2 pseudogenes are annotated in these 1,091 nt (G+C 63.7%); one reads left to right on the forward strand and one right to left on the reverse strand.

Annotated features, from left to right (window positions below):
• A pseudogene (locus tag EOA32_RS37385) lies at nt 1-454 on the forward strand (IS21 family transposase); the annotation flags it as partial.
• Between the two features lie 9 nt (nt 455-463).
• Here EOA32_RS37385 and EOA32_RS37390 read toward each other — a convergent pair.
• Nucleotides 464-1,091, reverse strand: a pseudogene (locus EOA32_RS37390) (recombinase family protein); the annotation flags it as partial.

Raw genomic sequence — 1,091 nt, forward strand, 5'->3', positions numbered from 1 at the left:
GGAGTATCGCGCCGCCCATCCCGACGGCTACGGCTACACCTGGTTCTGCGAGCACTTCGCCGCTTTCGAGCGCCGGACGAGCGCAACATTCCGCAATCGGCATGCGGCGGGCGCGGTGATGCAGACGGACTATGCCGGGCAGACGGTGCCGGTGATCGATCCGGCGACCGGCGTCATTTACCCGGCGCAGATTTTTGTCGCGGTGCTGGGCGCCTCCAATCTGACCTTCGCCTTTGCCAGCTCCAGCCAGAAGCTGCCGGACTGGATCGAGGGCCAGGTGCGAGCGCTCGCCTTCTTCGGCGGTGTCACCAGGGCGATCGTCTGCGACAACCTGAAGGCTGGTGTCGTCAAGGCGCTGTGGTTCGAGCCGACGCTGAACGCGACCTTTGCCGCCATGGCCGAGCATTACGACACCACCATCTTGCCGACCCGCAGCCGCAAGCCGCGCGACAAGGCGATTGTTTCATAGTGAGTCCTGTTCGGTTGATGGCACGGTAATTGAGGCACGGCGGGCGGCAACGGCGTTTCGGCCCGGGCGGCCTTTGATGATCTCGATGTCGTGAGGAATGTCCCACAGACCACGGTTGAGACTGTCGCTGCAGACTTTGGTGATGAGCCCCTGGCGCCCCCATTGATGCACCGTGGTCTCGGCGACAGCGAAGTGTTCGGCCGCTTCCTGCGTGGTGAGCAGACCACAATCCCGCAGGCGCTGGCGACGGCTGGGCAGGTTGTAAGCTCCACGGATGAAGGCGATCTTCTTGAGATTGAACGGCTTGCCCTCCCAGGTTCGCAGGCCATCTTCATTGAGGATATCGGCGATCTCGCGATCGCAATATCGGTCGAGCAAGCGGTCGACCTTGGCGACGAGCTCAGGCTTGAACTTGCGGATTTGGGCGATCGGCAAAGGCCGCTCCAGCGTCAAGGTGCGGGTCGCCCCGCCGGATAGTCGCACGTTTGCAGTAATCGTCTCGGCCTTGACCAGGGTGACGTCGGCGACCAGCAGCCGCAGGATACGCTTGCGCTCGCGGACATCGATGCGGGGATCGCCCCAGATCCGCGGGAACTGCTCGGCAAGGTCGCGGACGCGTTGC

This window comes from Mesorhizobium sp. M1A.F.Ca.ET.072.01.1.1 (genome assembly GCF_004023325.1).
In the GTDB taxonomy this organism is placed as follows: Bacteria; Pseudomonadota; Alphaproteobacteria; order Rhizobiales; family Rhizobiaceae; genus Mesorhizobium.